Genomic DNA, 20991 nt, shown 5'->3' with positions numbered 1-20991 from the left:
ATAACTATGTGGATAAGTTGTTGATAACTTTAAAGTGATAAACTAAAATTGTAAAAAGTTGATAATGTTGATAATCGCACAGCTTGTGCCAATTATATACACATCGTTATCAATATATAAAACACCACAAATTACAAACAAACTAGAGTTATCCACAATACAAACAGCCCTACTACTACTATTACTAACTATTATTATTATTTATATAAACGAAAGGTAAAATATGAAATTAAAAATATCGCAAAAAGAATTACTTAAACATATCAATATTGCGCAAAAAGCGGTGTCATCTAGAACGACTATTCAGATATTAGAAGGAATTTTATTCATCGCAGAAGAAAATTGTCTTAGACTTGTTGCTACGGATTTGGAACTTATTGTGGATACTAGAGCAAATTGTGAAATCTACGAAAAAGGTCAAATTGTAATTAACTCTTCAATGATAGGAAATATCATTAGAAAGCTTCCTGACGATGATATTTATATTGAAGTGGACGATAATAATATCAATATTAAATGTTTGTCTACGGAATTTAACATTCAAGGTCAAGATTCAAACGAATTTCCATCTCTTCCTTATATAGATAAGGATGTTAAATTGACTTTAGAACAATCTGAACTTAGAGATTCCATCAGAAAAACATCATTTGCTACAAGTATGGACCAAACAAGACCAGATTTGACAGGTGTTTTGTTCAATATTATGAACGATAGGATTGAATTTGTGGCCTTAGATGGTTACAGAGTTTCACTTGATTGTATGAGTAATGTGAGTGAGTTTGAAATGAAGGCTATTGTTCCAGCGAGAGCTTTGAATGAAGTTTACAAGATTTTAGAAGAAGGGGAAATAACTCTTAACATTATTACTGGAAATATTATTTTCAAATTGGAAAACACTGATGTTTATTCTAGATTAATCGATGGTCAATATATCGACTACAATCAAGTTATGAAACAAGATTTTTCGACTGTCGTTACTATAGAAAAGAGAGCTTTGCAAATGGCGTTGGAAAGAGCGTCTTTGATGGCAAAAGAAGACAAGGCGAACTTGGTTAAGCTTGATTTTTCTGGAAATGAATTGCATATTTCATCTAATACTGATATTGGTAAGGTCGATGAGTATGTGAAGTGCGAAATCGGTGGAGAAGATTTGAAGATTGCTTTTAATGCTAAGTATTTGTTAGATGGCTTGAAGGTTATTGATGATGACGATATTACATTGAATATGAGTGGAAGTCTAAGACCGATGGTGTTTAAGCCATTGAATGATACCAATTACACTTATCTTGTCCTTCCGGTAAAACTTGCAGGAGGTAATAATGATTAGTGTTAAAATTGAGTCTGAATTTATTAAATTGGAACAGTTTCTAAAATTCGCATCCATCGCACAAACTGGTGGCATGGCGAAAGAACTTATTAAAGAATCCATGGTTAAGGTTAATGACGAGGTTGAAACAAGACGCGGCAAGAAGCTTTATCCAGGAGATGTAGTGGAATTTGAAGGAGAAAAATACGTAGTCGAGTAATGATCGTTCAAAAATTAAAATTATATAATTACAGGAATTTCTGTGAAATAGAATTGGATTTTTGTGATGGTCTGAATCTGATTGTAGGCAGAAATGCCTCAGGTAAGACTAATATTTTGGAAGCTATTAATGTAGCTTTGAAGGGAAAAAGTTTCAAAACCAACACCAATTCTCACTTGATTAAATTCGGTGAAGATGAGGCTCGTATTGTAATGGATGTCTACGATGATGGTTTTGAGGATAAGATAGATATTACTATTAAAAGTAACGAAAAGATACTCAATGTGAATGAAGCTTTTGTGAATACAATTAAAGAATACAACGAGTATTTTGAGTGTATTGTTTTTAAGCCAGATGATTTGAAGATAGTAAAAGAATCGAAATCTTTGAGAAGAAAATTATTGGATGAGTCCATAAGTGGTGTGGATAACTATTACAGGACTGTTTTGAAACAGTACAATCAAGTGTTGGATGAGAGAAATAAGCTCATCAAAAACCACAGGTACAATTCGTATTTTAATGAGCAGTTGAAGGCTTTGAATATTCAGTTGGCAGATAATGGCTCATATATTATGCACAAGAGAAAAAGCTATGTCGAAAGGCTACATCTTATCGCAAAAAACGTGTGCTCAAATTTGAGTGATGAGAATGATAAGCTGGACATGGAAAATAATTTTTCGATAGAATATGTAGAGGATATGACTAATCAAAAGAATACTTATTACAAGAGTTTGGTAGATATTTTGGATAAGGATTTGGAAAATAAGCAAACTAATTTAGGTATCCATCGTGATGATTTGGATATTTTAATCAACGACAAATCGGCTAAGTTTTTTGCATCTCAAGCTCAGGTGAGAACTGCTATTTTATCGATGAAGCTTGCACAATTGGATTTGAGTAGATTTTATAATGATAGATTGCCAATTATTTTATTAGATGATGTGTTCAGTGAACTTGACGATTACAGAATCAACTACATCATCAGATATATCAAGGATTTTCAAGCTTTTCTGACGACTTCAGAAAGAGCTCCGGAAGGGTTGTACACGATAAAAATAGGTGAATGATATGTATTTGGATATTGGCAACAACACATTAATTGATGAAAATGAGATTATAGCAGTGGTTAATGTCTCGGACAAATTCTTCAATGATTTTGATAAAAATGATTTGGATTATACGAAAAACGTAGAATTTGTGAATGAAGATGAGGACATTACTATAAGGTCTATAGTCATAACTAATAGAGGAGTTTACAAGTCAAATATCAGTGGGAATTATTTGATGAATAACTTTATGAAAGGAATATAATGAAGAAAAATAGAGAATATACTGCAGATCAGATTACAGTATTAGAAGGATTGGAACCGGTTCGTGTAAGACCAGGGATGTACATCGGTTCTACTGATGAAAAAGGTCTACACCATTTGGTGTACGAAGTAGTCGACAACTCAATTGATGAGGCGTTGGCTGGCGTGTGTGATTTGATTAAGGTTACTATAAAAAAGGACAATTCAGTTATTGTAGAAGATGATGGTTCTGGTATTCCGGTTGAAACACACCCAAAAACAGGCAAATCAACGCTTGAAACTGTACTTACAGTGCTTCATGCGGGTGGTAAATTTTCAAACGACGCTTACCAATACTCAGGTGGTCTTCACGGGGTTGGTGTAAGCTGTGTTAATGCTTTAAGTACATATCTTATTGCCAGAGTCAAAAGAGACGGCAAAATGTACGAACAAAGATTTGAAAAAGGAAAAACTGTTACAGAACTTACTGTTATAAAAGAAAATGTCAGAGGAACTGGAACAACAATTGAATTTATGCCGGACAATACGATTTTTGAAACTTTGAATTTCGACAAAAATGTTCTTGCAAAAAGATTCAGAGAAATGGCGTTTTTGAATAAGGGCGTGAAGATAGAATTTGCTGATGAAAGAGAAGGCTACAAGGAATTGTTCCACTACGAAGGTGGTATCAAATCATTTGTAGAATACATCAACAAATCCAAAAAGCCTTTGGATCACGAAGTTATGTATATCGAAGGAGAAAAGGACACTACTAAAGTGGAAATAGCTATGCAATACACTGAAAGCTACAACGAAACTATAGTTTCATTTACTAATAACATTAAAACAGTTGACGGTGGAACGCATGTTGTAGGATTTAAATCTGCACTTACTCGTGCTCTTAACGATTATGCAAGAAACAAAAACATATTAAAAGAAAAAGACGATAACTTATCTGGTGATGATGTCAGAGAAGGTATCACTGCTGTTGTTTCAGTAAAACTTAACAACCCACAATTTGAAGGACAAACCAAAGGAAAATTGGGTAACTCCGAAGCTAGAACTGTTGTGGACAGCGTTGTGTACGAACATTTGAGTTTTTATTTTGAAGAAAATCCAAAAATCGTCAAGACAATTATACAAAAAGCATTGGCATCACAAAAAGCAAGACTTGCCGCAAGACGTGCAAGGGATTTGGTTCGTAAGAAATCGGTGCTTGACAATACTACACTTCCAGGAAAACTTGCTGACTGCCAAAGCTCAGACATCGAACACAACGAAATCTTCCTTGTCGAAGGGGATTCTGCCGGTGGTTCTGCAAAAGGTGGTAGGGACAACAAATTCCAAGCTATTTTGCCATTGAGAGGTAAAATCTTGAATGTAGAAAAAGCTCACCTTGAAAGAGTTTTAAATTCAAACGAAATCAAAGCTATGATTACTGCATTTGGAACTGGAATAGGAAAAAACTTTGACATCAGCAAACTTCGTTACGGTAAAATAGTAATAATGACCGATGCCGATGTCGATGGAGCGCACATTAGAACACTTCTTTTAACATTCTTATACAGATTTATGAAACCATTAGTGGAAAAAGGTCACGTGTACATCGCACAACCACCACTTTATGGAATTATCAAAGGTGTTAAAGTAATGGAATATTGCTACACAGAAAAAGAATTGGAAGAAGCTTTGGAAAAATACGGCGAAAGAAGTAACATCAAAGTTCAAAGATACAAAGGTCTTGGTGAAATGAACGCAGAACAATTGTGGGATACTACAATGAATCCTGAACACAGAATCCTAATCAAAGTTGAAATCGACGGAGAAGACGAAAACGAACTCGACAACACATTCGATGTTTTGATGGGAGACAATGTTGAACCAAGAAGAGAATTTATAGAACAAAACGCTGTTTATGCACAAAACATTGACGCTTAGGAGAATAATATGACAGAAAGAAAACTCAATATAAAACCAGCTGATTTGAAAAAAGAAATGGAAAGTGCATATTTGGATTATTCTATGAGTGTAATTGTATCACGTGCACTTCCAGATGTAAGAGACGGATTGAAACCTGTTCACAGACGTATAATTTACGGAATGCAACAACAAGGGTTGTTCCCAGATAGAAAATACTCCAAGTCCGCAAGACTTGTAGGGGAAGTAATGGGTAAGTATCACCCTCACGGTGACAGTGCAATCTACGATGCAGTTGTAAGACTTGCACAAGATTTCAATATGAGATATCCGCTTGTAGATGGTCAAGGTAACTTCGGTTCTATCGACGGTGACGGAGCTGCCGCACCTCGTTATACGGAGCTACGTATGGCAAAACTATCACTTGAAATGTTGCGTGACATCAACAAAGATACTGTTGATTTCCAAGACAACTATGACGGTGAAGAACAAGAACCAGTTGTACTTCCATCCAGATTTCCTAACTTAATCGTAAATGGATCCAGTGGTATCGCTGTTGGTATGGCGACAAATATGGCTCCACACAACTTAGGTGAAACTATAGATGCATTAATCGCATCAATCGACAATCCAAATATTACAATAGAAGAATTGATGAAACACATCAAGGCTCCTGATTTTCCAACAGGTGGAAACATCATGGGACTTGAAGAAGTCAAAAACGCATACACAACAGGACGTGGAAAAGTCAAACTAAGAGCAGAAGCTAGGATTGAGGAATCAAAGGGAAGATACAAAATAATCGTCACAGAAATTCCTTACCAAGTTAACAAATCCAATTTAATCAAAAAAATTGCAGACCTTGTAAAACAAAAGAAATTAGAAGGTATCAGCGATTTGAGAGATGAATCGGACAGAAAAGGTATGAGAATTGTCATCGAAACAAAAAGAGATGCCAATCCAAATATCGTGCTTAATAACTTGTACAAATACACTCAAATGCAAACTACATTCGGGATAATCAACCTTGCACTTGTAAATGGCGTTCCAAAAGTTTTGACATTGAAACAATTAATCGACCATTATCTTGTTCACCAAGAAATAGTCGTTAGAAGAAGAACGCAATTTGATTTGAATAAGGCGAAGGCGAGAATTCACATAGTTGAAGGATTGTTAAAAGCAATCGACAATATCGATGAAATTATTCACATCATAAGAACAAGTTATGATGATGCGCTTGAAAAATTGATGCAAAGATTTGGTTTTTCAGAAATTCAAGCCCAAGCAATCTTGGATATGAGACTTAAAAGATTGCAAGGTTTGGAAAAAGAAAAACTACAAAATGAATTTGACGAATTGAGCGCATTGATTGAACAATTGACAGAAATTTTGAATAACAGACACATGTTATTAGAAATCATCAAAGACGAATTGACAGAAATTAAAACAAAATATTCAGACGACAGAAGAACTAAAATTCTAAGAGATGACGGTGATTTTGAAGATATGGAACTTCTAGAAGAAGAAGACATGTTTATTACTATCACTAACAAAGGCTACATCAAACGAATTTCCACAGATGCATACAAAGTTCAACACAGAGGTGGACGTGGTGTTAATGCAATGGGAATGAAAGATGGAGATTTCATCAAAGATATGTTTGCAACTACAACTCATCAAGATTTGTTGTTCTTTACTAATAAAGGAAAAGTTTATTCACTAAAAGCTTACGAAGTGCCAGAAGCAAGTCGTACTGCTAGAGGATCCAACATTATTAACCTAATCCAAATCGATGCCGATGAAAGTGTTACACAAGTATTGGCGTTGGATAAGGACAAAGAAGACGATCAATTTATAATATTTATCACTAAAAATGGTAAAGTGAAGAAGACTTCGTTGGATTTGTACGAAAATATTAGAAAAACTGGTATCATAGCTATCAAATTTGACGAAGGTGACGAACTTATCGATGTTAAACTTGTCGAAAAAAATGAAAATGTAATTATCGTCACTAAAAAAGGTATGAGTTTGCAATTTAATGTGGATCAATTGAGAGATTTATCCAGAAATGCTATCGGAGTAAAGGCTATAACGCTTAACAAAGATGATGAAGTTATTTCATTTGATTTGGTAAAAGACAATGAATTCTTGGCAGTTATCAGTGAAAATGGTTACGGTAAGAAGACTGAATTGTCCAACTACACTACTCAAAACAGAGGTGGAAAGGGAATCAGAACTTACAAAATCGCCAAGAAAACAGGAGATGTAGCGTGTGCAAAGGCATTGAAAAATGAAGATGAGATACTTTTGATTAGCAAAAAAGCTGAGGTTATCAGAATTAAAGCGGAAGGAATATCTACACTTTCAAGATCAACATCTGGAGTATTATTGAAAAATACAGATAAGGGCGAAGATGCGATAGTAGCTGTAGCTAAGTATTTTGAAGAATAAGGAGAAAATTATGCAATTAAACTACGATATAGTCACAAAAGACGAAATAATTGTAAGAATCCAAGGTGATTTGGACATTAACACTTGCGACGAATTCAGAGATGATTTATTGGAAGAATACAAGAAAAATCCAAAAGACATCAGAATTGATGCGACAGATCTTTCATTTATAGATTCAACAGGACTTGGTGCTTTGATAAAAGTGTACAACGAACTAAGAGATAATAACCACAAAATCTACATCGACAATATCAAAAAACACGTCAATAAAGTGTTCACGATAACCGAAATGGACAAGATTTTCGTAATAAAGGAGATATAATGGAAGAATTCAGATTAAGTTTTCAAAATGAAAAAGAAAATGTATCTCTTATAAGACTTTCAGCATCTTTCATTGCGATGAAGTGTGGATTTTCAGTAGACGATATTGAAGATATCAAATTGTGCGCGAGTGAATGTTTGAATTTACAAAGAAACAGATCCAAAATCATCGACTGTACAATGACTATTGACGATGAATCTTTAACACTAATCTTCAAATTAGACGGATTTAATCCACGTGAAAACAACGAAAAGGATAAAATATCGGAAATGATTATCCAATCTTTAATGGATGAATACGAAATCAATGGAAGTGAGATAAAAGTAATCAAGAATAGGAAATAATATTATGGCGAATAAATCAATTAGTAAAGAAGAACAGGAGAATATTAAAGAATTATTCTTGAAATTCCAAGAAACACGAGATAAGAAAACAAGGGATACTCTCGTTGAAAAAAACCTGTATATCGCTGAAATATTAGCTAAAAAATACACAGGAAGGGGAATCGAATACGATGATTTGTACCAAGTCGCATGTATCGGACTGATCTATGCGATTGACCGTTACGATCCATCAAAAGGCTACGAATTCTCCTCCTATGCAACTCCTACAATAGTCGGAGAAATCAAGAAATATTTCAGAGACAAAGGCTGGGTCATCAGAGTTCCACGCAGAATTCAAGAACTCAACAAAAAAGTTGCCAACGCCAAGATTCACCTTGCACAAACTATGCAAAAATCTCCAACAGTTGAAGACATCGCAGATTACTTGTCGATATCCAACGAAGAAGTTTTGGAAGTGTTGGAAGGGGCGAAGGTGTACGCTCCACAATCATTGGATCAATCGATCGATCAATCAAGTGATGATAGGGACACTAATCTTAGCGATTTGATTGGAGAAGAAGACAAGGACATGCTGAAGTTTGAAAACAGAGATTTGATTAACAGATGCATGGAGGATTTGAACGAAGTTGAAAAGAAAATTCTTCTTGGAAGATATTTTGATAAGAAAACACAAATCGTGATTGCAGAGGAATTGGATATTTCCCAAATGACTGTCAGCAGAATGGAGAAGAAAATTCTCAAAAAATTCAAGGCGTCACTCAAGGAGCAACTGGAATTTTAAATGGAAATTTTGAGATTTGAAAATGTTAAATTCATCAAAGAGTACGATGATTTTTCTATAGATAAAAACGAAGTGGTATTCGTTGTGGGTAAGAGTGGAAGCGGCAAATCCACTCTTCTCAAACTTATCAACAACACATTACAACTGAAATCGGGCAGAATTTTCTACAAAGATAAAAATATTTTGAATATCAAACCTGTTGAATTGAGAAGAAACATCATAATGACTTCTCAGGAAAATTTCTTGTTTGATATGACTATAAGAGAGAATTTCCATGAGTTTTACAAGCTACGCGATTTAGAAGAATTAACTGACGATGATATCACGAAGTTTTTGAAAATCACTAACTTTGATGTGGATGTGAACTTAGATGTTGAGAAACTTTCCGGAGGAGAAAAGCAAAGGGTGTTCTTGGCGATTGCACTTAGCATGAAGCCTGAGGTTTTGCTTTTGGATGAGCCGACGAGTGCGTTGGATAATAAAACTGCGTTTGATATGATGAAAAATATCGTGGATTACTGCAAACAAAACGACATCACACTTGTAGTTGTGAGCCACGCAAGGCAATTGGTGGACGAATTTGCAGATAAAATCATCGATTTGGGAGAATAAAATGGGAATAATCAAAATACCATGGACTAGGTTCGTGTTGATTTATCTTTTGTTGCTGGTTGTGTTATTCGTAATGAAAAAATGCCGCATCAACAAAACAAAAATGCTAGTTGTAGCAAGTGTTCGTATGACTGTGCAACTTATTATCGCAGGTTTCATCCTAACTTATGTGATTAACGCGAACAACAATTTATTTGTAATAATTTACATATTGGTAATGGCGACGTTCAGCAGTTTGAAGGTTTTCAAGGGAAACCATTTGTCCGACAAATTTAAGGTGATAATCGGACTTAGCATATTATTTTCTGGATTACTCGTGGAGTGTTTCTACGTGGGATTTGTCATCAGAAAGCCGATTTTGGATGCACAATATGCGATTCCGATTTCTGGAATGCTTTTTGGAAATACGATGACGGCTGTGAATTTGGGAGTAAATTACTTAAACGAAAATCTGAAACTGAACAAAAACAAAATCACAACGTTGATTAATTTGGGAGTGAGTGCAGATACAGCGCTAATTCCAATCGTCAATCAATCCGTAGAAATGGCGATACTACCTAATTTGAATAGTATGATTGCGATGGGAATTATAAGCCTTCCTGGAATGATGACAGGACAAATCTTATCAGGAGTAAGCCCGAACACTGCGATAATTTATCAGATTTCTGTGATGATAGCCATCTGTGCAAGTGTCAACATTGCAAGTTTCTTGTCGCTTTATTTGGGTTACAAAAGTTTGATTAATAATAGAGAGCAAATAAATTTTGAATTGTAATTGGAGGAAAAAAATGAGAATTGAAAGGGATTCTATCGGAGAAATCGAAGTAAGTGACGATGTGTTATGGGGAGCACAAACTCAAAGAAGTTTCAACAATTTTAAAATCGGCACAGAAAAAATGCCACTTGAAGTCATCAAAGCACTTACAAGATTAAAAAAAGCGTGTGCGATTTCGAACAACAAATTGGGAAAACTTACAGACGAAAAAAAGGATTTGATTGTGGGTGCATGTGATGAAATCTTGGATCACAAACACGACAATGAATTTCCACTAGCTGTGTGGCAAACTGGATCTGGAACGCAATCCAACATGAATGTAAACGAAGTTATAGCACACATTGCAAACCAAAAGGCTGGATCAAACATCATTCATCCAAACGATGATGTGAACAAATCCCAAAGTTCCAACGATACATTCCCATCTGCAATCCACATTGCACTTAAACACATGATTGACTCAGAACTAATAGCAGAACTTGAAAACACTGAAAAAGTTTTGGAAACATTGATGGAAGAAAATAAAGACATCATCAAAATCGGACGTACACATTTGCAAGATGCAGTGCCACTAAGATTGTCACAAGAAATATCGGGATGGCTTTTTATGATAAGAAAAGGAAAACAACACATCATTGAAGCAAGTAAAGCGCTTAATGAACTTGCAATTGGAGCTACAGCTGTGGGAACAGGACTCAACGCAGTTAAAGGATTCGACCAAATGGTAGTAGATGAAATCAACAACCAAACAAACGGAGAATTCGTCACTGCAGAAAACAAATTCCACGCGCTTACATCAAAGGATGCAATAAGCTTTACTCATGGAGCAATCACAGCCCTTGCTAACAATTTGATGAAGATTGCAAATGATGTGAGATTTTTGGCGAGTGGACCAAGGTGTGGAATCGGCGAATTATCAATTCCAGCAAATGAACCTGGCTCATCAATCATGCCGGGCAAAGTAAATCCAACACAAGCAGAAGCATTGACAATGGTTTGTGTGCAAATAATGGGCAACAACACGACAATTCAAGTCGCAGCAAGCCAAGGAAATTACGAACTCAACGTCTACATGCCTGTGATTATTTACAACGCATTGCAATCTGTAAGACTAATCAAAGATGCTACGAAATCTTTTACAGACAATTGTCTAAGAGGACTCAAAGCAAACAGAGAAGTCATCGAATATTATTTGAACAATTCGTTGATGTTAGTAACTGCGCTTAACACGAAAATTGGCTACGACAAGGCAAGCACAATCGCAAAATACGCACATAAAAACAACACAACACTTAAACAAGCAGCGCTCGATTTGGAAATTCTTACAGAAGAAGAATTTGACGAATACGTTGACCCTACAAAAATGTGCTAGTTAAAAAAATATTTTATATTGAAAAATAATAATATAAAATATATAATAAGTGTGAGGGTAATGGGGGGAGAATATGAAAAAGAAATTAATGATTTATGTGGTAGCAGTGATGATGTTTCTGATGCACATTGTACATGACACAAGCTACTGCGAAACAGAAAACAGCGTAACAAAAATGTTGGCTAGTACACAAAGTTTGCCAAAAGCGGGAATAGACAACGAGCATATTTTAATAAGCATCGCTTGTTTAATCGTAATTACTGGTGCATTTTTTGTGTTTTTTAAGAAAAGAGAAAAAAAGTAAGTTGTTGCATTGCTGACATAGGTTAGTAATTGCATTGCTAAGATAGGTAAGTAATTGAATTGCTAACGTAGGTAAGTACACGCAGTTAAGCATATTGCACGAATATCTAGACTACGAAAATAAATAAATCCTAAGCTCATAAGCCTAAAATCGCAAACTCGCTGACGCTCAGATAGTGCGATTTTTGACGGCTTATTTCACTTGGATTTATTCTTATTTTCTCCGTATGATATTCTTAGCAATAAGGCTTAACTGCTTTTTTTGATGCTTATTAAAATACTTTATAAGGAAGAGGAAAGATGTGTAGAAAACCAAAATTACAGGTAATAATCTACGAGAATTTTTTCGGCGAAATTTGTCGGATTTTTCCAAGGAAAATCTGTATGTAATTTTGGTAATCTACTTTTTTGGAAATTATCTACAAGTGTTGTTTCAGCTCTAAATTAAAAAAATCATCAAGCACGATTGCAATGCAGACATAGGTTAGTATACGCAGTTTAAGCATATTGCACGAATATCTAGACTCCTTATGATATTCTTAGCAATAAGGATTAACTGCTTTTGTTATCTACACGGATTGTTCCGGTTCTAAATTTAAAAATCACCCAACGCTAATATCTATATCTGTATGATATTATTAGCTTTGGATGATTTTTTTATTTTTACAAATAATCTATTAAATTTTCTTCTGATATGTCTATTGGGTCGTCATGGTAGTATACTTTGATTATCATGTCTTCTGTGATTTCCCAGATGTTTCCTTGGACTGCGAAGATGTTCCACTTATCGATGTCGAAGATTCTTTTGTAGCTTTGGTAGATTTTTTTGTATTCTTCGGGATACAAATATCTATAATCTTCGGAGCCTATTAGAAACGGGTTGGGCATTTTGTGATCTTTCAAGTATTTGTAGTAATTTTTCAAATCGTCTTCATCTAGTGGTACGTAGTGGTTGTTGAGGACGTAGTCCCATTTTGCTCCATCTAGATAGACGACCTTTTCTGCTGGGACTTTGAGGCAATATGCTACGGAGTTTTGGTCTGGTTTCATGCAATTTTTGTTACTAACTGAGCACCATATTGGTAGTTTTACATCGTCAGGTTTGGGGACGATTGTTTCTGCTTGTTTGACGAAATAGGTGTATTTTTCTCTGAAAAACTCATAGATGTCTCCCAAATGTTCACTTGCGTATTCCAATTTGTTGATGAATCTTTTTTCTTTTTTCAATACGTCTAGTGATCTTTTATCTTGCATTGTGTAAAGCATTACGTATCCATTTGTTTCATTTGGGTTTTTCATTTGTTTCATTATTTGTTCCTTTCTGTTTCGTGCATTATGATGAATGCGATGAGTATGACGACAGGAAGTATGAGTATTGATTTTGTTGAGTAGACAATGGATGTGAGTGTTCCAATTATACAGCCTAGTATGAATATCAGGATTGCAGCATATGTCGTAAATGATGCTTTGAGTAGGTTGTCATCTTTTGTATATGCGTAGTCGATAAGTCTGTCGGTTGCTTTTTTCAAATTTCCTGTGCACATTGTGGTCATTAAATCGACTCCGTTGAATCTTCTGAATGCTTCGATTTGCATTGCGCATACGAATGATATGAGAAGACATGCTAATTTGTTCAAATTTTCTGGGATAAATCCAACTAATGCGAGGATTATTCCTTCGAAAACTATGATTACTTGTCTCCAATGTACGATTTTCATGTATTTGTGTTTTTTTTCAAATATTCTAACCAGAGTTGTTCCCAATATGAATGCGATAATGGGCATGATGTAGCGGACTATTTTGTCCAAATTCCCATAGCAAATATTTATCGACAATAACACTAGGTTTCCTGTCTGCGCGAATGCGAATACTCCTCCACGGGTTACGTAGCTGTAGCTATCCAAGAATCCTCCGATTAGTGTTAGTATGAACATAATTTGTAAACTTTCAGATTTCTGTGTCATTAAATCACCTGCTTATTTGATTACATTATACCATTTTTTCATTTATAGAAAAAACCAACTGGATTACAACGTAGCAATCATCCTATCAGCACTGGTTGCGTTACTACAATTTATAAAAACAACAAGCTCATCTTATTAGGTGGACTTGTTTTTTATGTGCAAAAAAATAATATAAACCCAATCCATATATTGACACGTGTTTTATACGTGCTATAATAATTATGGAGGCTAAGTATGACGTCAAAAACCTCAAGAGAGATAATAAAAATGCTCAAAAAAGATGGCTGGTACTTGGTTAGCGTCAATGGCAGTCATCACAAGTTTAAACATCCTGTAAAAAAAGGGATTGTAACTGTTGCACATCCACAAAAGGATTTTACAACAAAAACTTTAAAGAGCATATACAAACAGGCTGGTTGGTAAACCAGCCGCTATCTCTCGAAATTTAGGAGTGTGATATTATGAAAAATGATATTTTGTATCCAGTTGTAATGAGCAAGGAAGATGGTGGATATTTTGCTCAATGCTATGATTACGAAGAAATATATGCCGAAGGGAATACAATCGAAGAAGCATTGAAAAATATCAAGGAAGTTTTTGGATTAATTTTTTATGATTTTGAAGAAGATGAATACAAGAAAGCTTCTAATATAGAAGATATAATGAAAGAACTCAAAGAAGGAGAATTTGTCGTTTATGTCAACGTGTGGTTACCTTACGAATTTTCTAAGGTAAAAGTTGTGAATACCAAGAAAACACTTACTATTCCGAATCATTTGAACATGTTGGGACAATACAAAAATATTAATTTCTCCAAAATTCTCACCGAAGCACTAGAAAAAGAATTGAATGTGAAATAATACTACATCAATTTAAATACAATTTATAAAAGCAACAAGCTCATCTTATTAGATGGGCTTGTTTTAGTGGTTAATTATTTCCAAGTATTTAAACATTTTTGATATTTAATAGAATCAGAAAACGGCTTTCTTGCTAGGTAGTTGTGATTGTCTATCATGTTTTTTTCTTTTTTTAGTTTCAAATCATAAGCAAAACAAAACATCTTGTTGTAGTTATTTTTCATAGGATTCAAATAAACATTGGAGTACAAGAAATATCGGTACTCGTATTGTGTATTGGGATCATCTTTGAAATATATCGTAAAACATGTAGTATTCTCACTTGCATCATTATATTTTTCTATAGATTTGATGTTGGATCTGTCGGTTCCTTGTAAAGTGAGGACTTGGTCAAGTTTTTTGTTTGCGAAATAGCTTTGAATTGGATGATCAACAACCCACCACACAACATTGTAAATTACGAAAATACAGATCACAATTTTGATAAATTTGTATAGTTTATTTTTCATATTCACCTCTTAATACCATTCTTCAGTGTATTTCATGTATTTTGCCTTTTTGAAATAGGTGTTTCCGATAGGACTTCCTGTAGGGTATTCGTAAATAAAAACAATGATTTTGTTCGTATCTTCAAACAAATGCGGCAAACTTTTCAATCTAAAATTAACCAAACGATAACTGTATCTGTATTCAACCAATGGATCATCCTTAAAAATCACATTAAATTCAGAATTACCGGCTTTATAATCATAGCTTGATGAAATCTTCAAAATATTATCTTTATTAGTTCCTTGCTGTTGCATAAAAGAATACAGCCTGTGTTTTCCACAAAAATATTGAACTGGATGATTAATAGTCCATCCGACAATTAAATAGACGATTACAATCGTAAGTAGAATCTTTAATAACCTTTTCATAAATTTCACAACCTTTCTTGTGTTAATTACATTATACCCAAATTTTTCAAAACAGAATAGTAATAACGCCCTTGTCAATGTATGTATAAATGAAAGGGGGAGTGAAAATGAAAAAATTAAAAATCACTTCAGTATATGATGCAAACGGAACACAAAAGAAAAGTTGCAAAACATTCAGTAACTTAAAATCAGGAGTTACTAACGAAAACTTGAAAACAGCAGCATACACTATCAATTCATTAGTAGATTCTAATGAAAAACACGCGTATGTAGTAGAAGAAACAGAACTTTAGGAGGTATTTAAATGCAAGAATATTTACAAATCAAAATAGGCAATGATTCAAATGAAACAATGACTATCAACTTAACCAACTATGATCGTGCAAAAACTGATGAACAAATTAAAAATGCAATGGATCAAATCATACAAACAGAAGTATTCACTGGCAAAACAGCCGTCTACAACAAGAAAATCTCAGCAGATATAGTAACTGTAGAGGGTATGTGAAAAGTTTTGTGTATCAGCTCCTCCTGATAGGTTGTGAGCTGATATTTTTTTGATTTTTAAAAAATATACTTTTATTACTAAAATCTGAAAGTTCAGATATTTGTAACCTAATTTTGGCACAATTAAACTAAAAGGTCAAGATTTTTCTAAAAATCTCCCTTTTTGCCTAATTGTATTTCTTAAAAATTTGAAGATTTCTGTCAAGAGCTGGTCGTCAGACCAGGGCTATACCTTTACTCTTGATTGAATGATTCAAATTTTTTATTATCTTTATGGCAAAATTTAGATTCTGCCTTCAAAAAATATTGATAGTTGTGACAATATTTGATCCCATCCTCTTATTCTACTCGTCCATTTACTTGAAGCATCTACCATCGCTAGATACAAGCTTTTTTGTAGGGCGTAGTCACTTGGAAATATTGTTTTGTTTTTTGTTACTTTTCTAAGTTGTCTATTAAAGTTTTCTATGCTATTTGTTGTATATATTAGTTTTCTTATTCCTTCTGGATATTTGAAATATGTTGATAATTCAGCCCAGTTATTTCTCCATGAATTTACACACATTGGGTATTTTTTGCCCCATTTTTCTTCAAATATATCTAGATTACTTAGTGCTAGTTCTTCTGTTGATGCTTTGTATACTGTTTTTAAGTCTTTCATTAGCTCTTTTATATCTCTATATGATACGAATTTTGTTGAATTTCTTATTTGATGAATTATGCATTTTTGAATTTCTGTTTTTGGATATACACTTTCTATTGCTTGGCTAAATCCTGATAAATTATCTGTTGAGACTATTAATATATCTTCTAATCCTCGTTCTTTTAATTGATTTAATACCAATAGCCAGTATTTACTTGATTCATTTTCTCCTACCCACATTCCAAGTATTTCTTTGTATCCTTCTGTATTGTATCCTAGTGCTATATATACTGCTTTTTTTACTACTATGTTATTTTCTCTTACATGATAGTGTATTGCATCTAAAAATACAAATGGATATACTTTTTCTAATGGTCTATTTTGCCATTCTTCAATAGTTGGTAGTATTTTATTTGTTATTTTGCTTACCATGGATTCTGATATTCCAAATCCATAGATTTCTTTTATGTGTGTTGATATGTCTCTTGTTGTCATTCCTTTTGCATACATAGATATTATTTGGTTTTCTATGTTTGATATGTCTTTTTGATATTTTTTCAATGCTTGTGGCTCAAAGGATCCTTCTCTGTCTCGTGGGATGTTTAGGTCTATGTTTCCGTATGATGATTTAACTGTTTTTTTACTTGATCCATTTCTTGTGTTTAATGACAGTGGTTTTTCACCATATTCATAATCTAGATGTTCATCTAACTCTGCTTTTAACATTTGTTCCATTGTGTCTCCTAGAAGATCTTTCAAAGCTTCTTGTAAATCTTGTACTGTTTCTGGTTGATATTCTTCAATTAACATCTTGGATATTTTGTTGAGTCTAGTTTCTGGTCTTTTTCTTGGCATTTTAAAATCCTCCTGATTACTATTATATCAGGAGGATTCTATACACAAACTATTTCACAGTCTCACTGTAGACAAGAAACCAATGAATATACAATAAGGATAACACATGGACGAATTCTTAAGTTTTGTCGGTAACGTCGGCTTTCCCATTTCAGTGACAGCATTTCTTCTAATCAGAGTTGAATCCAGATTAGAAGACATCAAAATCTCCATTGAAAAGCTTAACGCCATCCTCACTAACTTAAACAGATAACCTTAATTTCATATATCATTTCCTAAAATTTTTCTAACGAAACGGTAAGTCTCACACTGATGTGTACCCATAAAACTGGACACAATATTTAATTAATTAGTTGTAGTGGATGCTAACCTATATTTTGTAGGTGGCATCCATTTTGTTTTTGATTGAATTCTTTCGTTATTGTAATAATAGATGTATTCTTCTATTGCTTTAGAAAATTCTTCATAGGAGCTATAGCTCTTTTCACAGCCATAATAAACTTCATTTTTTAATCTTCCAAAGAATGTTTCCATAATAGAATTATCGTAACAATTCCCTTTTCTTGACATTGATTGTCTTATACCATGTTTTTTTAGTTCATTAACATAATATTTATGTTGGTATTGCCAACCTTGATCTGAGTGTAGTATCAAGTTATTTAATTTTGGAAATTTGCTAAATGCTTTTCTTAACATATTCGATATTTGTTTTAAATTAGGACTTAGAGATAAGTCATATGAGATAATCTCATTGCTATACATATCAAGTATTGGAGATATGTAGCATTTACCCCAAGAAAATTTAAATTCAGATACATCCGTGGTCCATTTTTGTAAAGGTCTGTCTGCTTTGAACTCTCTATTGATGATATTATCTGCAACTTTACCTATCTTTCCCTTATATGAGTGATATTTCTCTTTAGACCTTTTCCCAAATAGTTTTAGCTCATGCATGATCTTTTGAACTTTTTTATGATTTATTACATACCCTTGATTTATTAACTCCATATACACTCTTCTTACACCATATCTTCCTTTGTGCAAGTTAAATATTTCGGTTATTTTATCTGCGATAGGGCGATTCTTAACTTTTATCTTATCCACTTTATTCAGTTCAAAGTAGTATGTTGATTTTGGCAAATCAATCGCTATTAAAAGATAGTTTAGTCTGTATCCTTTTTCTTTAAGTTCTTTGACAATCGCTGCTTTTTCGCCTTGAGTTGCGCAGCGTAACGTTCTTCTCTCAAGGCGATCTCTTTTTTTATTATTTCGTTTTCTGCTTTTATATATTCATTTTCCGCTCTAAGTCTTATGAGCTCTTCTCTTTCAGATTCATTAAGTTTCCTTGGCTTATGGATATTTTTCTTTTTCATGCTTGTATTTTTAGATTTACAACCTCTCTTTCTATTTACAAGACCATTATATCCATAATTTTTATACTTGTTAACCCATGAATAAAGTTGTCCACGATTAATTCCGATTTCAATTGCTACAGAACCTATTGTGTTTCCAGCTAATACTTTGCTGACCACTTCTAGCTTTTCATCAGTTGTCCACTCGATATTATTTCCATGTTTTAAAATTTCTGGACCATGCTTTTCTTCTAACTTAAACCATTCTTTAATTGTGTCATGAAATCTCTTTTCTTTAACTCCTTCAGGTGTATTAGGCCATTTACCTTCTCTATACAACTGCACACATTCTCTTTTAAATTCATAACTATATTTCATAAAAATACCCTCCTTACTGGATGTCCAGTAAAGAGGGTACATATCACACGAGATTTGCCGTTTTTTTGTGTGTAATTTGTGTGAAATCTAAAAAAATTAAAGAAAATTTAAAGAAATTTTAAAAAAAATAAAAAAAATTTGAAAAAATAGTTGCGAATCATTATTAATTAGTGTATTATAATGATTGTTGCAAATCATTTGCATTTGAGGAGGAATTAATGATTAAAAATTTTAGAAAATTATTATTGGTTTTGGCGCTAGCTCTGGTTTTTGTGACTGCTTGTAGCAAACAAGATTCAAAAACCCAAGACACAAAACAAGAAGATACGACAAAAACTAACGGAAAGAAGACAATTTATGCGACGTTTTTTCCTGTTGCAGATTTGACTAAGATGATTGTCCAAGACAAGATGGATGTCAAGACTATTATCAAGACGAACGAAGAACCGCACTCTTTTGAACTTACTTCAGATAATATGAAGGATATTTTAAAGGGTGATTTGGTTGTTTACAATGGCGCAGGAATGGAGTCTTTCGTGGATGATTTGAAGAAATCTATGAAAGATGATGGAAAGTTTTTGGATTTGTCTAAGGGGCTAACTTTGTTGGATTCTTCAAGTGAGGGTTCTGATATGACTGCTATCAATCCTCACACTTGGCTTTCTGTAAAGAACGCTAAAAAAATGTTGAATACTATTTATGAGAAGGTGTCTTCGATTGATCCAGAAAACGAAAATTTCTATAAGAAAAATTTGGAAGAATCTACAGCCAAATTTGATTTGTTGGATAAAAAATTCGAACAGGAACTTTCTAATGTGAAGAGCAAGGATAAGTATTTCGTGGTTTCTCATGCGGCGTTTAATTATCTGGCGGACGATTATGGTTTGAAACAAGTTGCTGTGACTGGTATTTCTCCAGAGGATGAACCTACTGCGAAACAACTCAAAACTATAGCTGATTTTGTGAAGGATAAGCATATTTCTACAATATTTTTTGAAGGAAAGGCTACACCAAAAGTTGCAGAGACTTTGGCAAAAAATACTAACACGAAAACATCTACTTTGTACACTATGGAAAATCTCGATGAAAATCAAGTTGCCAAGGGATATTTGAAGCTTATGGAAGAAAATCTAAAATCACTTGTGGAAGCTTTTAATGAGTAGTGATGTAATTTCTGTCAGTGATTTATCTTTTGCTTACGACAAAAATCTGATTTTAGATAATGTGAATTTTTCCGTAAAAGAAGGAGATTTTGTCGCAATAGTTGGTGAGAATGGCGCTGGTAAGTCTACTTTGATGAATCTTATTTTGCACAATCTCAACAACTACGATGGAGAGATAAAACTTTTTGGTACAGATATAAAAGAGGATAATCATTTTAGAGATTTGGCGTATATTTCCCAAAATTCTGTTTTATCGTATAGGAATTTTCCTACTACGATTGAGGAAGCTGTGAAGATTCATTTGTCTTTTTTGAAGAAAAAGACTGATGCAAGTATATATTTAAAACAAGTGGGACTTTTTGAACACAGGAAAAAAGCATTGGATGAATTGTCTGGTGGACAACTTCAAAGGCTTGGAATTGTACTAGCACTTATAAAAGATGCGAAGATTATTTTCTTGGACGAGCCTACAAGTGGTATAGACAAGAAGTTTGCAGATGAATTTTTCCAGAATTTGTCAACTCTCAAAAATCAAAACAAAACTGTTGTCGTGATAACTCATCAGCTTGATTTGGCGAAAAAATACATTGATTATGCTATTAAAATCAAAGATAAAAAGTCAATGATAATTAATAATAACGAGATTAGTCTGTGAGGAGA

Annotated in this window: 27 protein-coding genes; 20 read left to right on the top strand and 7 right to left on the bottom strand. The window is 33.7% G+C overall.

Translation table 11 applies throughout. The features are described 5' to 3' along the window. Positions 1 to 223 precede the first annotated feature (223 nt). The 13 genes from dnaN (at position 224) to HMPREF0391_RS05465 (ending at position 11693) form a co-directional block, all read left to right on the top strand. Positions 224 to 1327: a DNA polymerase III subunit beta gene (dnaN, locus tag HMPREF0391_RS05525; protein ID WP_002835942.1), complete on the top strand. Its 1104-nt coding sequence runs from the start codon at positions 224 to 226 to the stop codon at positions 1325 to 1327. Beyond that, positions 1320 to 1526, top strand: a complete 207-nt coding sequence (yaaA, locus tag HMPREF0391_RS05520; RefSeq protein WP_002835941.1) for a S4 domain-containing protein YaaA — start codon at positions 1320 to 1322, stop codon at positions 1524 to 1526. Before dnaN ends, yaaA begins: the two co-directional genes overlap by 8 nt. Then, positions 1526 to 2593 carry a DNA replication/repair protein RecF gene (gene recF / locus HMPREF0391_RS05515; RefSeq protein ID WP_002835940.1) on the top strand — a complete coding sequence of 356 codons (1068 nt, stop codon included), beginning with the start codon at positions 1526 to 1528 and terminating at the stop codon, positions 2591 to 2593. Before yaaA ends, recF begins: the two co-directional genes overlap by 1 nt. A 1-nt stretch (position 2594) precedes the next feature. After that, on the top strand, positions 2595 to 2837 hold the full coding sequence (locus HMPREF0391_RS05510) for a DUF370 domain-containing protein (RefSeq protein WP_035109377.1): 243 nt from the start codon (positions 2595 to 2597) through the stop codon (positions 2835 to 2837). Then, a complete protein-coding gene (gyrB, locus tag HMPREF0391_RS05505) occupies positions 2837 to 4753 on the top strand; it encodes a DNA topoisomerase (ATP-hydrolyzing) subunit B (RefSeq protein WP_002835938.1) in 1917 nt (638 codons plus the stop codon). The genes HMPREF0391_RS05510 and gyrB overlap by 1 nt, the downstream gene beginning before the upstream one ends. Before the next feature lie 9 nt (positions 4754 to 4762). Next, complete coding sequence (gene gyrA, locus HMPREF0391_RS05500) at positions 4763 to 7183, top strand: DNA gyrase subunit A (protein WP_002835936.1); 2421 nt, start codon at positions 4763 to 4765, stop codon at positions 7181 to 7183. A gap of 10 nt (positions 7184 to 7193) precedes the next feature. Continuing rightward, a complete protein-coding gene (locus HMPREF0391_RS05495; RefSeq protein ID WP_035109375.1) occupies positions 7194 to 7505 on the top strand; it encodes an STAS domain-containing protein in 312 nt (103 codons plus the stop codon). After that, positions 7505 to 7849, top strand: coding sequence for an ATP-binding protein (locus HMPREF0391_RS05490; RefSeq protein WP_002835934.1), 345 nt, complete (start codon positions 7505 to 7507; stop codon positions 7847 to 7849). Before HMPREF0391_RS05495 ends, HMPREF0391_RS05490 begins: the two co-directional genes overlap by 1 nt. Positions 7850 to 7853: 4 nt before the next feature. Further along, on the top strand, positions 7854 to 8630 hold the full coding sequence (locus HMPREF0391_RS05485) for a SigB/SigF/SigG family RNA polymerase sigma factor (RefSeq protein ID WP_002835933.1): 777 nt from the start codon (positions 7854 to 7856) through the stop codon (positions 8628 to 8630). Continuing rightward, positions 8631 to 9242, top strand: a complete 612-nt coding sequence (locus HMPREF0391_RS05480; protein ID WP_002835932.1) for an ABC transporter ATP-binding protein — start codon at positions 8631 to 8633, stop codon at positions 9240 to 9242. It abuts the gene before it with no gap. Between the two features lies 1 nt (position 9243). Beyond that, the gene (locus HMPREF0391_RS05475) at positions 9244 to 10017 is read left to right on the top strand and encodes an ABC transporter permease (protein WP_002835931.1); all 774 of its coding nucleotides are present in this window, start codon (positions 9244 to 9246) and stop codon (positions 10015 to 10017) included. A 13-nt stretch (positions 10018 to 10030) separates the two neighbouring features. Next, entirely contained in the window at positions 10031 to 11389 is a 1359-nt protein-coding gene (fumC, locus tag HMPREF0391_RS05470) for a class II fumarate hydratase (protein WP_035109372.1), read from the top strand. A gap of 73 nt (positions 11390 to 11462) precedes the next feature. Continuing rightward, a complete protein-coding gene (locus HMPREF0391_RS05465) occupies positions 11463 to 11693 on the top strand; it encodes an LPXTG cell wall anchor domain-containing protein (RefSeq protein ID WP_002835929.1) in 231 nt (76 codons plus the stop codon). A gap of 662 nt (positions 11694 to 12355) precedes the next feature. Here HMPREF0391_RS05465 and HMPREF0391_RS05460 read toward each other — a convergent pair. Next, the gene (locus HMPREF0391_RS05460; RefSeq protein ID WP_002835927.1) at positions 12356 to 13000 is read right to left on the bottom strand and encodes a DUF3841 domain-containing protein; all 645 of its coding nucleotides are present in this window, start codon (positions 12998 to 13000) and stop codon (positions 12356 to 12358) included. Further along, on the bottom strand, positions 13000 to 13656 hold the full coding sequence (locus tag HMPREF0391_RS05455; RefSeq protein ID WP_002835925.1) for a YoaK family protein: 657 nt from the start codon (positions 13654 to 13656) through the stop codon (positions 13000 to 13002). The genes HMPREF0391_RS05460 and HMPREF0391_RS05455 overlap by 1 nt, the downstream gene beginning before the upstream one ends. A gap of 234 nt (positions 13657 to 13890) precedes the next feature. On the opposite strand from HMPREF0391_RS05455, the gene HMPREF0391_RS05450 reads away from it, so the two are divergent. Together HMPREF0391_RS05450 and HMPREF0391_RS05445 are read left to right on the top strand one after the other, a co-directional pair. Continuing rightward, positions 13891 to 14079: a type II toxin-antitoxin system HicA family toxin gene (locus tag HMPREF0391_RS05450; protein WP_002835924.1), complete on the top strand. Its 189-nt coding sequence runs from the start codon at positions 13891 to 13893 to the stop codon at positions 14077 to 14079. 38 nt (positions 14080 to 14117) lie between these two features. After that, on the top strand, positions 14118 to 14516 hold the full coding sequence (locus tag HMPREF0391_RS05445; RefSeq protein ID WP_002835923.1) for a type II toxin-antitoxin system HicB family antitoxin: 399 nt from the start codon (positions 14118 to 14120) through the stop codon (positions 14514 to 14516). Positions 14517 to 14590: 74 nt separating this feature from the next. On the opposite strand, the gene HMPREF0391_RS05440 is transcribed toward HMPREF0391_RS05445, so the two are convergent. Further along, a complete protein-coding gene (locus tag HMPREF0391_RS05440; protein ID WP_002835922.1) occupies positions 14591 to 15025 on the bottom strand; it encodes a DUF3139 domain-containing protein in 435 nt (144 codons plus the stop codon). A 9-nt stretch (positions 15026 to 15034) separates the two neighbouring features. Beyond that, positions 15035 to 15433, bottom strand: coding sequence for a DUF3139 domain-containing protein (locus tag HMPREF0391_RS05435; RefSeq protein WP_002835921.1), 399 nt, complete (start codon positions 15431 to 15433; stop codon positions 15035 to 15037). Between the two features lie 107 nt (positions 15434 to 15540). On the opposite strand from HMPREF0391_RS05435, the gene HMPREF0391_RS05430 reads away from it, so the two are divergent. Continuing rightward, positions 15541 to 15726: a hypothetical protein gene (locus HMPREF0391_RS05430; protein WP_035109368.1), complete on the top strand. Its 186-nt coding sequence runs from the start codon at positions 15541 to 15543 to the stop codon at positions 15724 to 15726. An 11-nt stretch (positions 15727 to 15737) separates the two neighbouring features. Next, complete coding sequence (locus tag HMPREF0391_RS05425; protein ID WP_002835919.1) at positions 15738 to 15941, top strand: DUF2922 domain-containing protein; 204 nt, start codon at positions 15738 to 15740, stop codon at positions 15939 to 15941. A 282-nt stretch (positions 15942 to 16223) separates the two neighbouring features. Here the strand turns inward: HMPREF0391_RS05425 and HMPREF0391_RS05420 are convergent, their stop codons facing one another. Further along, positions 16224 to 17393 (bottom strand): IS256 family transposase, encoded by a 1170-nt coding sequence (locus tag HMPREF0391_RS05420; RefSeq protein ID WP_196218489.1) that lies wholly within the window; start codon positions 17391 to 17393, stop codon positions 16224 to 16226. A 151-nt stretch (positions 17394 to 17544) separates the two neighbouring features. Between HMPREF0391_RS05420 and HMPREF0391_RS09340 the strand changes: the two genes are divergently transcribed. Beyond that, a complete protein-coding gene (locus HMPREF0391_RS09340; protein ID WP_002835918.1) occupies positions 17545 to 17691 on the top strand; it encodes a YvrJ family protein in 147 nt (48 codons plus the stop codon). A gap of 92 nt (positions 17692 to 17783) precedes the next feature. Here HMPREF0391_RS09340 and HMPREF0391_RS05415 read toward each other — a convergent pair whose 3' ends face one another. Further along, complete coding sequence (locus HMPREF0391_RS05415) at positions 17784 to 18638, bottom strand: IS3 family transposase (RefSeq protein ID WP_035109162.1); 855 nt, start codon at positions 18636 to 18638, stop codon at positions 17784 to 17786. After that, a complete protein-coding gene (locus tag HMPREF0391_RS05410; protein WP_035109160.1) occupies positions 18602 to 19168 on the bottom strand; it encodes a helix-turn-helix domain-containing protein in 567 nt (188 codons plus the stop codon). The genes HMPREF0391_RS05415 and HMPREF0391_RS05410 overlap by 37 nt, the downstream gene beginning before the upstream one ends. A 218-nt stretch (positions 19169 to 19386) precedes the next feature. On the opposite strand from HMPREF0391_RS05410, the gene HMPREF0391_RS05405 reads away from it, so the two are divergent. Beyond that, complete coding sequence (locus tag HMPREF0391_RS05405; protein ID WP_035109366.1) at positions 19387 to 20331, top strand: metal ABC transporter substrate-binding protein; 945 nt, start codon at positions 19387 to 19389, stop codon at positions 20329 to 20331. After that, entirely contained in the window at positions 20324 to 20986 is a 663-nt protein-coding gene (locus HMPREF0391_RS05400) for a metal ABC transporter ATP-binding protein (RefSeq protein WP_002835915.1), read from the top strand. The genes HMPREF0391_RS05405 and HMPREF0391_RS05400 overlap by 8 nt, the downstream gene beginning before the upstream one ends. Positions 20987 to 20991 lie beyond the last annotated feature (5 nt).

The organism is Finegoldia magna ATCC 53516, assembly GCF_000159695.1.
GTDB lineage: Bacteria > Bacillota > Clostridia > Tissierellales > Peptoniphilaceae > Finegoldia > Finegoldia magna_F.
This window is presented reverse-complemented; position numbering and strand designations above follow the sequence as displayed.

What these genes read in the sequence shown, in the direction of transcription:
- dnaN (WP_002835942.1), top strand. Translation starts at nt 224, where the DNA reads ATGAAATTAAAAATATCGCAAAAAGAATTACTTAAACATATCAATATT.
- yaaA (WP_002835941.1), top strand. Translation starts at nt 1,320, where the DNA reads ATGATTAGTGTTAAAATTGAGTCTGAATTTATTAAATTGGAACAGTTT.
- recF (WP_002835940.1), top strand. Translation starts at nt 1,526, where the DNA reads ATGATCGTTCAAAAATTAAAATTATATAATTACAGGAATTTCTGTGAA.
- HMPREF0391_RS05510 (WP_035109377.1), top strand. Translation starts at nt 2,595, where the DNA reads ATGTATTTGGATATTGGCAACAACACATTAATTGATGAAAATGAGATT.
- gyrB (WP_002835938.1), top strand. Translation starts at nt 2,837, where the DNA reads ATGAAGAAAAATAGAGAATATACTGCAGATCAGATTACAGTATTAGAA.
- gyrA (WP_002835936.1), top strand. Translation starts at nt 4,763, where the DNA reads ATGACAGAAAGAAAACTCAATATAAAACCAGCTGATTTGAAAAAAGAA.
- HMPREF0391_RS05495 (WP_035109375.1), top strand. Translation starts at nt 7,194, where the DNA reads ATGCAATTAAACTACGATATAGTCACAAAAGACGAAATAATTGTAAGA.
- HMPREF0391_RS05490 (WP_002835934.1), top strand. Translation starts at nt 7,505, where the DNA reads ATGGAAGAATTCAGATTAAGTTTTCAAAATGAAAAAGAAAATGTATCT.
- HMPREF0391_RS05485 (WP_002835933.1), top strand. Translation starts at nt 7,854, where the DNA reads ATGGCGAATAAATCAATTAGTAAAGAAGAACAGGAGAATATTAAAGAA.
- HMPREF0391_RS05480 (WP_002835932.1), top strand. Translation starts at nt 8,631, where the DNA reads ATGGAAATTTTGAGATTTGAAAATGTTAAATTCATCAAAGAGTACGAT.
- HMPREF0391_RS05475 (WP_002835931.1), top strand. Translation starts at nt 9,244, where the DNA reads ATGGGAATAATCAAAATACCATGGACTAGGTTCGTGTTGATTTATCTT.
- fumC (WP_035109372.1), top strand. Translation starts at nt 10,031, where the DNA reads ATGAGAATTGAAAGGGATTCTATCGGAGAAATCGAAGTAAGTGACGAT.
- HMPREF0391_RS05465 (WP_002835929.1), top strand. Translation starts at nt 11,463, where the DNA reads ATGAAAAAGAAATTAATGATTTATGTGGTAGCAGTGATGATGTTTCTG.
- HMPREF0391_RS05460 (WP_002835927.1), bottom strand. Translation starts at nt 13,000, where the DNA reads ATGAAACAAATGAAAAACCCAAATGAAACAAATGGATACGTAATGCTT.
- HMPREF0391_RS05455 (WP_002835925.1), bottom strand. Translation starts at nt 13,656, where the DNA reads ATGACACAGAAATCTGAAAGTTTACAAATTATGTTCATACTAACACTA.
- HMPREF0391_RS05450 (WP_002835924.1), top strand. Translation starts at nt 13,891, where the DNA reads ATGACGTCAAAAACCTCAAGAGAGATAATAAAAATGCTCAAAAAAGAT.
- HMPREF0391_RS05445 (WP_002835923.1), top strand. Translation starts at nt 14,118, where the DNA reads ATGAAAAATGATATTTTGTATCCAGTTGTAATGAGCAAGGAAGATGGT.
- HMPREF0391_RS05440 (WP_002835922.1), bottom strand. Translation starts at nt 15,025, where the DNA reads ATGAAAAATAAACTATACAAATTTATCAAAATTGTGATCTGTATTTTC.
- HMPREF0391_RS05435 (WP_002835921.1), bottom strand. Translation starts at nt 15,433, where the DNA reads ATGAAAAGGTTATTAAAGATTCTACTTACGATTGTAATCGTCTATTTA.
- HMPREF0391_RS05430 (WP_035109368.1), top strand. Translation starts at nt 15,541, where the DNA reads ATGAAAAAATTAAAAATCACTTCAGTATATGATGCAAACGGAACACAA.
- HMPREF0391_RS05425 (WP_002835919.1), top strand. Translation starts at nt 15,738, where the DNA reads ATGCAAGAATATTTACAAATCAAAATAGGCAATGATTCAAATGAAACA.
- HMPREF0391_RS05420 (WP_196218489.1), bottom strand. Translation starts at nt 17,393, where the DNA reads ATGTTAATTGAAGAATATCAACCAGAAACAGTACAAGATTTACAAGAA.
- HMPREF0391_RS09340 (WP_002835918.1), top strand. Translation starts at nt 17,545, where the DNA reads ATGGACGAATTCTTAAGTTTTGTCGGTAACGTCGGCTTTCCCATTTCA.
- HMPREF0391_RS05410 (WP_035109160.1), bottom strand. Translation starts at nt 19,168, where the DNA reads ATGAAATATAGTTATGAATTTAAAAGAGAATGTGTGCAGTTGTATAGA.
- HMPREF0391_RS05405 (WP_035109366.1), top strand. Translation starts at nt 19,387, where the DNA reads ATGATTAAAAATTTTAGAAAATTATTATTGGTTTTGGCGCTAGCTCTG.
- HMPREF0391_RS05400 (WP_002835915.1), top strand. Translation starts at nt 20,324, where the DNA reads ATGAGTAGTGATGTAATTTCTGTCAGTGATTTATCTTTTGCTTACGAC.